Annotated in this window: 6 protein-coding genes; 3 read left to right on the forward strand and 3 right to left on the reverse strand. The window is 72.4% G+C overall.

What is annotated here, in order from left to right; all coding sequences use genetic code 11:
* Positions 1-154 precede the first annotated feature (154 nt).
* Positions 155-937 carry a thioesterase II family protein gene (locus ABTZ17_RS23410; RefSeq protein WP_352197647.1) on the reverse strand — a complete coding sequence of 261 codons (783 nt, stop codon included), beginning with the start codon at positions 935-937 and terminating at the stop codon, positions 155-157.
* Between the two features lie 72 nt (positions 938-1,009).
* Complete coding sequence (locus ABTZ17_RS23415) at positions 1,010-2,290, reverse strand: M6 family metalloprotease domain-containing protein (RefSeq protein WP_352197648.1); 1,281 nt, start codon at positions 2,288-2,290, stop codon at positions 1,010-1,012.
* Between the two features lie 383 nt (positions 2,291-2,673).
* On the opposite strand from ABTZ17_RS23415, the gene ABTZ17_RS23420 reads away from it, so the two are divergent.
* The 3 genes from ABTZ17_RS23420 to ABTZ17_RS23430 all read left to right on the forward strand — a co-directional run bounded on the left by ABTZ17_RS23420 (position 2,674) and on the right by ABTZ17_RS23430 (position 6,601).
* On the forward strand, positions 2,674-3,351 hold the full coding sequence (locus ABTZ17_RS23420) for a TetR/AcrR family transcriptional regulator (RefSeq protein ID WP_502994803.1): 678 nt from the start codon (positions 2,674-2,676) through the stop codon (positions 3,349-3,351).
* Between the two features lie 166 nt (positions 3,352-3,517).
* Complete coding sequence (locus ABTZ17_RS23425; RefSeq protein ID WP_352197649.1) at positions 3,518-5,071, forward strand: MFS transporter; 1,554 nt, start codon at positions 3,518-3,520, stop codon at positions 5,069-5,071.
* A 537-nt stretch (positions 5,072-5,608) separates the two neighbouring features.
* Positions 5,609-6,601 carry a sigma-70 family RNA polymerase sigma factor gene (locus tag ABTZ17_RS23430; RefSeq protein WP_352197650.1) on the forward strand — a complete coding sequence of 331 codons (993 nt, stop codon included), beginning with the start codon at positions 5,609-5,611 and terminating at the stop codon, positions 6,599-6,601.
* A gap of 81 nt (positions 6,602-6,682) precedes the next feature.
* Here ABTZ17_RS23430 and ABTZ17_RS23435 read toward each other — a convergent pair whose 3' ends face one another.
* Positions 6,683-7,549 carry a hypothetical protein gene (locus tag ABTZ17_RS23435; protein ID WP_352197651.1) on the reverse strand — a complete coding sequence of 289 codons (867 nt, stop codon included), beginning with the start codon at positions 7,547-7,549 and terminating at the stop codon, positions 6,683-6,685.
* Positions 7,550-7,892: the final 343 nt, after the last annotated feature.

Here is a 7,892-nt window from a genome sequence, read left to right on the forward strand (position 1 = left end):
CCGTGTCGTGTCACGTGCCGCACGACGTGTCGCGTGAATTTTGGTCAAGAGGGACCGTACAGCGACCTCACAGCATCCCTACAGGCGGGTGACGGTGTCCTTTCTCACCGTGCGGACGGGGCCTTCGCGGGCCCGTCCGCGGCGGGGCCGGGGCTCAGTCCAGCTCGGGGGAGGTGGCCAGGTGGGCCAGGGGGGCGGCGTGGTCGGCGAGGTAGAAGTGGCCGCCGGGGAAGACGCGGGTGGCGGTGCGGCCGGTGGTGAGGGTGGTCCAGGCGCGCATCTCGTCGACGGTGACCCGCGGGTCGGCGTCCCCGGTGACGGCGATCAGGTCGGCGTGGATCGGGGGAGTGCCCGGGGCGGGGCGGTAGCGGTCGAGGAGCAGGTAGTCGTTGCGCAGGGGCGGCAGGAAGAGGGCGCGGAGCTCCGGGTCGGCCAGCACGGCGCGGGGGGTGCCGCCGAGGGTGGTCATGGACTCGACGAGTTCGGCGTCGGTCATGGGGCGGGCGGGGGCGGTGGCGGGCGGGACCACGGCCCGGCGGCCCGAGACGACGAGTCGGGTGACCTGGCGGGAGCCGGCCGCTTCGAGGCGCAGCAGGGTCTCGTAGGCGACGGAGGCGCCCATGCTGTGGCCGAAGAAGACGGTGGGGCGCTGCGGTTCGGCGCGCAGGGCGGCGGTGATCTCGGTGACGAGGGTGGCCATGTCGGCGACGAGCGGTTCGCCGAAGCGGTGTTCGCGTCCCGGGTACTGGACGCCGAGCAGCTCGACGGAGTCGTCCAGGTGCGCGCCCCAGGGGCGGTACCAGCCCGCGCTGCCGCCCGCGTGCGGGAAGCACACCAGGCGGCGGGCGGCCGGGGTGGTCCGGGGGCGCAGGGGCAGCAGGGGCGCGGCGGTCATCGGCTCTCCCAGGTGGTCGTCCAGTGGGTACCCGGTGGGCATCCGGTCGGATGATCAGCTTAGAGAGGGTCGGGGCCGGTGCGGACCGGCCCCAGGGGGGGTGGGGGGATGGGCTCAGGGGCGGGTGATGCGGACCTGGTAGCTGCCGTTGCGGAGCTCGCCGACGACCGAGACGCTGATGCCGCTCTCCTCGTCGGTGAAGGTCTCGCCGGGGGCGAAGGGGGCGTCGGAGAGTTCGGCGTGGACGTTGGGACGTCGGGTGCAGCCGCCGCTGTCCCGGGCGCTGTCGGAGATGCTGACGGGTCCGCGGCCGGTGTCGACCTCGGAGTCCACTTTGTAGACGAGCACGCCCGGTTTGCAGACGGCCTCGTCGTTGCCGGCGCGGGTGCGGACCTCCACGGCGAAGCCGGCCGAGGCGGAGACGGGGACGAAGGCCAGCTTGGTGCCGCCCTCGACGGCGAGCGGGGAGAGCACGTGGTCGGTGGTGCCCGAGCGGGAGGCGCAGCTGATCTGCGCGCTGTCGAGCCAGCCGAGCTTCCACTTGTGCCAGCCGAGGAGGTCGTTGTTGGCGCCCCAGTCCTCGCTCATGATGTCCCAGTGGCCCACGGCGCCGCCGCCCTCGGAGGTGTAGAGGTCGGGCAGGCCGAAGACGTGGCCGTTCTCGTGGGGGAGGACCCGGTAGCCGGTCTCGCGGTAGGAGCCGGAGCCGTCGTCCTGGCGGCTGTAGACGAAGGACGTGTTGGCCAGCGGCACCCCGTCGGCGACGGGGGCCTCGCCGTTCCCGGAGAAGGTCACCGAGAGCACGGTGTCCAGGGCGGAGGGGCCGGCGTTGGGGGTGACCAGGATGTTGACGAGGTCGTAGCGGCTGAAGTCGACCTCGCCGTCGGCGGCCTCGACGATGTGCTCGACGAGCTGCCGGTAGCCCGGTTCGTAGGGGGAGCCGCGTTCGATGCCGTAGGCGGCGAAGGGCATCGGCATCCGCAGCCAGTCCCGGACGGGGGATTCGGGTCGGTAGTCGAGCCGCCCGTAGGAGCTGGTGCGGAACCAGTCGGAGGTCTGCGGGAAGAACTCGGCGAGCCGGTCGGCGGCCGTGCCCTCCCCCTTGGCGTCCGGGAAGTCGATCATCAGGTTGAGGGCGCGCACCCGGCCGGTGGACTTGGAGTAGCCCGGGGCCGTCGGCAGCCCCTCGGACATCTGCACCCCGGAGGCCCCGCTGATCCGGCAGGGCGCCAGCGCCGTCTCCTGGGAGGTGGCCGCGACCGGGCCCGCGGCGGCGCGGGGGCCGTCGCCGATTCCGGCGCTGGCGGTGGCGGTCACGCCCAGGGCGAGGGCGGTGAGCCCGATGTACGCCCTGGTCCGGCGGTGTCTGCATATCCGCTGGCGGAGCTGCTGCATGCGGTCGCCTTCGGCTCTGCGGCAGCCGGCCGGACCCGGTCTGCGCTCGTGCGATCACCCTCCGACGGCTTCCGCGCGACCGCGCGCCGGAAGCGTCCGAACGTGGAACGTGATGTGACCCAGCTCACATCCCGAGCCGAAATAACCGGGGATCGACTCCCCGTTTAACCCGATGTCCTCGAAGCGGGGACATGCTCCCCGCTTAGGGGTGCGGGTCGCCGAGGGGCGACCGCCCGACAGACCACCGACCCGGCCCCGCCGCCGGGGCGACCGAGAGCAGAGGGAGAGCCGTCGTGGAGAGCGTGACCACCGCACCCGGCACCGCCCCGCACCCCCCGCGGGACGTGGCGGGCCTGGACGCGGACCGGGCCGGCGCCCTCGACATCGGCCCGACCGCCCAGGGCACCGCCAAGGCGCCCGCCGGTGCCAAGGCCGGCCGTGCCGTGCCCCGCCCGCGCGCCGACGCCCTGCGCAACCGCGAGCGGATCGTGGTCGCGGCCCGCGAGATGTTCGTGGAATGCGGGGCGGACGTCGCCCTCGACGAGATCGCCCGCCGGGCCGGCCTCGGCAACGCCACCCTCTACCGGCACTTCCCCGACCGGGCCACCCTGGCGCGGCACGTGGTCCTGTACGTCATGGACCGGGTCACCGCCCAGGCCGAGACCGCCATGGTCGAGGAGTCCGACCCCTTCGAGGCCCTCTGCCGCTTCGTGCACGCGGCCGCCGACGAGCGCATCGGCGCCCTGTGCCCGATGCTTTCCGGGAACTTCGACCACGAGCACCCCGAACTGCTCGCCGCCCGACACGACTTGGAAGCGGCGGTCGAGGAGCTGGTGCGCCGCGGGCAGGAGGGCGGGGTGGTCCGCCCCGACATCGCCGTGGGTGACCTGATGGTGGCGCTCTCCCAGCTCAGCCGCCCGCTGCCGGGCACCTCCTGCCCCTCCCTGGACCGCTTCACCCACCGCCACCTCCAGCTCTTCCTGGACGGCCTGCGCGCCCCGGCCCGCTCCACGCTGCCGGGCAGCGCCATCACCCTCGACGACCTCAGGAGCCCGCGCTGACCCTCCGGAGACTCCGGATCCGGCGCCCGCGGCCCCCGCGGCCGTAGCCACGCGCCGCCCGGCCACCACAGACCTCACAGCAGTCACAGCAGTTCAGCATCCGTTTCACGGGTCAGCCGCGGTACGCCCGCCGCGACCCGCTCCGCACCACGAGGTGAGTACCCCCATGCCGAAAACGGCCGCACTTCCGTCCGACGCCCTCCCACAGGGGGCCGACCCCAGCCGCTGGAAGGCGCTGGTGTTCATCGCCCTCGCCCAGCTGATGGTCGTGCTCGACGCGACGATCGTGAACATCGCGCTGCCCTCCGCCCAGCAGGACCTGGGGATCTCGGACGGCAACCGCCAGTGGGTCATCACCGCCTACGCCCTCGCCTTCGGCGGGCTGCTGCTCTTCGGCGGCCGCATAGCCGACCTGTGGGGCCGCAAGAACGCCTTCGTCGTCGGCCTCATCGGCTTCGCCGCGGCCTCCGCCCTCGGCGGCGCCGCCACCGGCGAGGCCATGATGCTCGGCGCCCGCGCCCTCCAGGGCGCCTTCGGTGCCCTGCTTGCCCCGGCCGCCCTGTCGCTGCTGGCGGTCATGTTCACCGACGCCAAGGAGCGCGCCAAGGCGTTCGGCATCTACGGTGCCATCGCCGGTGGCGGCGGTGCCGTCGGCCTGATCCTCGGCGGCTTCCTCACCGAGTACCTGAACTGGCGCTGGACCTTCTTCGTCAACATCCCCTTCGCCATCGTCGCCGCTGTCGGCGCCTGGGCCGTCATCCACGAGCCCAAGGGCGCCCGCAACCGCCACGCCCTCGACATCCCCGGCGTGATCCTGTCCACCCTCGGCCTCGTCGCCCTGGTGTACGGCTTCACCCGCGCCGAGTCCGACGGCTGGACCGACCCCGTCACCATCGGCCTGTTCGTCGGCTCCGTCCTCCTCCTCGGCGCCTTCGTCGCCACCGAGGCCAAGGTCAAGTCCCCCCTGCTCCCCCTGCGCGTCCTCACCGAACGCAACCGCGGCGGGGTCTACCTCTCCCTGGGCCTGGCCGTCATCTCGATGTTCGGCCTGTTCCTCTTCCTCACCTACTACCTGCAGGTCGTGAAGGGGTTCTCCCCGGTCAAGACCGGCTTCGCCTTCCTGCCGATGATCGCGGGCATGATCACGGGCTCCACCCAGATCGGCGCCCGCCTCATGACCCGCGTGCCCCCGCGGCTGCTGATGGGCCCCGGCTTCCTGGTCGCCGCCTCCGGCATGCTGCTCCTGACCCAGCTGGAGGTCGGCTCCTCCTACCCGGCGCTGATCCTCCCGGCGCAGCTGCTGCTGGGCCTCGGCATGGGCACGGCCTTCATGCCCGCCATGTCCCTGGCCACGCACGGGGTGAACCCGGCCGACGCCGGTGTCGCCTCCGCCATGGTCAACACCTCCCAGCAGGTCGGCGGCGCCATCGGGACCGCCCTCCTCAACACCATCGCGGCCTCCGCCACCACCGCCTACCTGACCGACCACGCCGCCGAGGCGGCCGGTGGCCAGGGCGCCGTCCGGGCCCTCCAGGCCCAGGCCATGGTGCACGGCTACGCCGCGGCCATCTGGTGGGCCGTGGGCATCCTCGTGGCTTCCGCGGTGATCGCCCTCACCTTCATCACCACCGGCCGCCCCGGCGCCGGTGCCCCCGGCGCGGCCTCCGGCGAGGAGTCCGGAGCCGAGTCCGAGCTGCCGGTCCCGGTGATCGCCCACTGACCCGGACCCACCCGGTACGCGCACCGCGGCCCGCCTCCCCGACCCGGGAGGCGGGCCGCGGTGCTGCCCGGGGGTCTTCTCGGGGCGCCTGCGCTTCCCGGGGCGATTCCGGGGCAGTGGAGCACCCGGGAGCCGGGACCTCCGGCCCCCGTGCGGAGGACCTCGGCCCCGTCCCGTCCCGGGCGGGCAACCGTACGGCCCGCCCGCCCGTCTTCCCCCGCGGAACGGCCGTACGGCACCCGCGTGAAAGCCGGGGCGGATGTGACGGCGGTCTCAAAAGGCCCGCCCGCGAGCGGGACGCCGGGCGAGCCGGGGTGACCCTCCGCACCCGCCCTGACCTGCGGTTCTCACGGTGTGGTGAGCACCGGCCGCCGCTGCGGCCGCGCAGGATACTGCAAGATTCCGAAAAACGTAGAGCGACATGGGAATTCTGTCCCGATTCCAGTCGTTGTTTCCTTCGGATGCGCGTGCTCGGGAGAGTGTTCCGGGGACCGCCACCAGCCGCACCGCGACCGAACTCATTGCAAGGGAGCACGCATGGCAACCCGCGCCGTCGCCCGTCGTCAGTCCGACTCGGCCAGCAGCGTCCGCGCCGTCAGCGCGGAGATCGCCGACCGCGACCTGGTCGGGATGTACCTGGACGAGATCGCCCGTACGCCGCTGCTCGACGCCGCCAAGGAAGTCGAGCTCTCGCAGATCATCGAAGCCGGCGTGTACGCCCGCCAGATCCTCGACGAAGGCGCCGAGTCCGGTGTCGCGCCGGCCGTGACCGCCGACCGCGAGGAGCTGGAGCAGCTGGCCGCCGAGGGCGAGCGGGCCAAGGAAGTCTTCATCCGCTCCAATCTCCGCCTCGTGGTCGCCGTCGCCCGCCGCTATCCGCGCAGCGGTCTCCCCCTCCTCGACCTGATCCAGGAGGGCAACGCCGGCCTGGTCCGCGCCGTCGAGAAGTTCGACTACGCCAAGGGCTTCAAGTTCTCCACGTACGCCACGTGGTGGATCCGCCAGGCCATCACCCGCTCCATAGCCGACCAGTCCCGCACCATCCGCCTCCCCGTCCACCTGGTCGAGGAGCTGGGCCGGATCCGGCGCGTGCAGCGCGAGTTCAACCGCGAGAACGGCCGCGACCCGGAGCACGCCGAGATCGCCGCCGAGCTGGGCTCCACGGAGCAGCGCGTCGCGGACGTCCTCGACTGGGCCCGCGACCCGGTCAGCCTGAACATGTCGGTGGACGACGAGGGCGAGACCCAGTTCGGTGACCTTCTGGAGGACACCTCGGCGATCTCCCCCGAGCAGTCCGTCCTCTCCCTGCTCCGCAGCGAGGAGCTGGAGGACCTGATCGGCAAGCTCGACCAGCGCACCGCCTCGATCATCAAGATGCGGTACGGCATCGACGACGGCCGCGAGCGGACCCTCACCGAGGTCGGCAAGCAGCACGGCCTGACCCGTGAGCGGATCCGCCAGATCGAGAAGCACGCCCTGCTGGAGCTGAAGAAGATGGCCCGCGAAACGGGCTTCGAAGCGGCCGCGTGATCGGGGCCGCGGCGTGAGCGGCACGAAGGAGCCCCGGGGCGATGCCCCGGGGCTCCTCCATGTGCGGGACCGGTCGACCGATCAGGCGTGCTTCCAGACCGGAGCGGTCTGGCGGCCGAACCCGTGGATGAAGTTCGAGAGGGTGCCGTTCGCGTTCAGGACCAGGACGACGTTGTCGTCCTGCAGGATCACGGACTTGCCCTTGGCGTAGTAGGTCCAGTTCAGCCACTCGCCGTGGGAGGTCGTCTTGACCCCGTAGAGGCCGTCCTTCTTCACCAGCCGGACCTTCGTGCCGCCCTGGAGGTGGTAGACGCCCAGGTTGGCGGAGGCGGTGGTGGCGCCCGTCCAGCTGTGGATACCGCCGTCGACGGTGAGGCGGACGTACCGCTGACCGACCTTGCGGACGTCCTGGTAGGCGGTGGCCGCCGGCGCCAGGAAGCCGACCCGCTTGCCGTTGTCGGTGATGCGGGAGCTGAAGAGCTGCGGACCGGCCTTGTAGGTCTTCACGACCACGTTGCCGTACGTGGTGGTGGAGAAGAGCTTGCCCTCGGTGGTGCAGCCCTTGGGGAGCTTCGGGAAGGCGACGGGGATCCACGGGGCCGGGTCACCCTGCGAGCGGTGCTTGAAGACGGGGGTCGCGGCGAGCGGCCCGTCGATCCGCAGCCCCGAGGCCGTGTCCACCGGCTTGGTCTGGTCTACCGTGCCGAGCACCTTGCCGTCCTCGTCGCGCAGCTGGGCCTTGGCGCCGGAGTGCGCGCTGTTGGTGAGCTTGACCGTCAGACCGGCGAACACCGACGGGACGACCTTGCTCTTCACGCAGTTCTCGGCGACCACGAGGGAACGCGCCGGACCGGAGTCCGAAGCGGAGGCCGCGAACGCGGTGGCCGGGGCGGCGGCCGCGCCCACGAGGGCGAGGGTGGCGGTGGCGGTGCGGAGGGCGGTGCGCATGACGACTCCTTGAGGCGTTGCCGTGGTGGGAAGGAGAGCCGTATGCCGTGGTCTCTTCCGGTGGAGTCCGTCGAGTTCTGGCTGCTGGCTGCAGACAGAAACCTAGTGATCTTGCTGGACGGAACAGTCCGCTCCGCGTCACGACCCTGTGACAGCGCTGCTCAGCCCCACGGGGCAAAGTCAGCCCCACCGGGGGCAAAATCAAGCCCCGCCGGCGATTGAGGCGCGGGGGTCCGGGGGCGGAGCCCCCGAAGGGGTCCGGGGGCGGAGCCCCGGTATCGGGAAGGGGCGGGGCGGGGAGAAGGCCCCGCGCAGCGGCCCCCCCCCCCCCCGCCGCCGCACC

This window comes from Streptomyces sp. NPDC097619 (assembly GCF_040302735.1).
Taxonomy (GTDB): Bacteria; Actinomycetota; Actinomycetes; order Streptomycetales; family Streptomycetaceae; genus Streptomyces.

Coding starts and splice junctions, on each gene's coding strand:
- ABTZ17_RS23410 (WP_352197647.1), bottom strand. CDS start 937: ATGCCCACCGGGTACCCACTGGACGACCACCTGGGAGAGCCGATGACC.
- ABTZ17_RS23415 (WP_352197648.1), bottom strand. CDS start 2,290: ATGCAGCAGCTCCGCCAGCGGATATGCAGACACCGCCGGACCAGGGCG.
- ABTZ17_RS23425 (WP_352197649.1), top strand. CDS start 3,518: ATGCCGAAAACGGCCGCACTTCCGTCCGACGCCCTCCCACAGGGGGCC.
- ABTZ17_RS23430 (WP_352197650.1), top strand. CDS start 5,609: ATGGCAACCCGCGCCGTCGCCCGTCGTCAGTCCGACTCGGCCAGCAGC.
- ABTZ17_RS23435 (WP_352197651.1), bottom strand. CDS start 7,549: ATGCGCACCGCCCTCCGCACCGCCACCGCCACCCTCGCCCTCGTGGGC.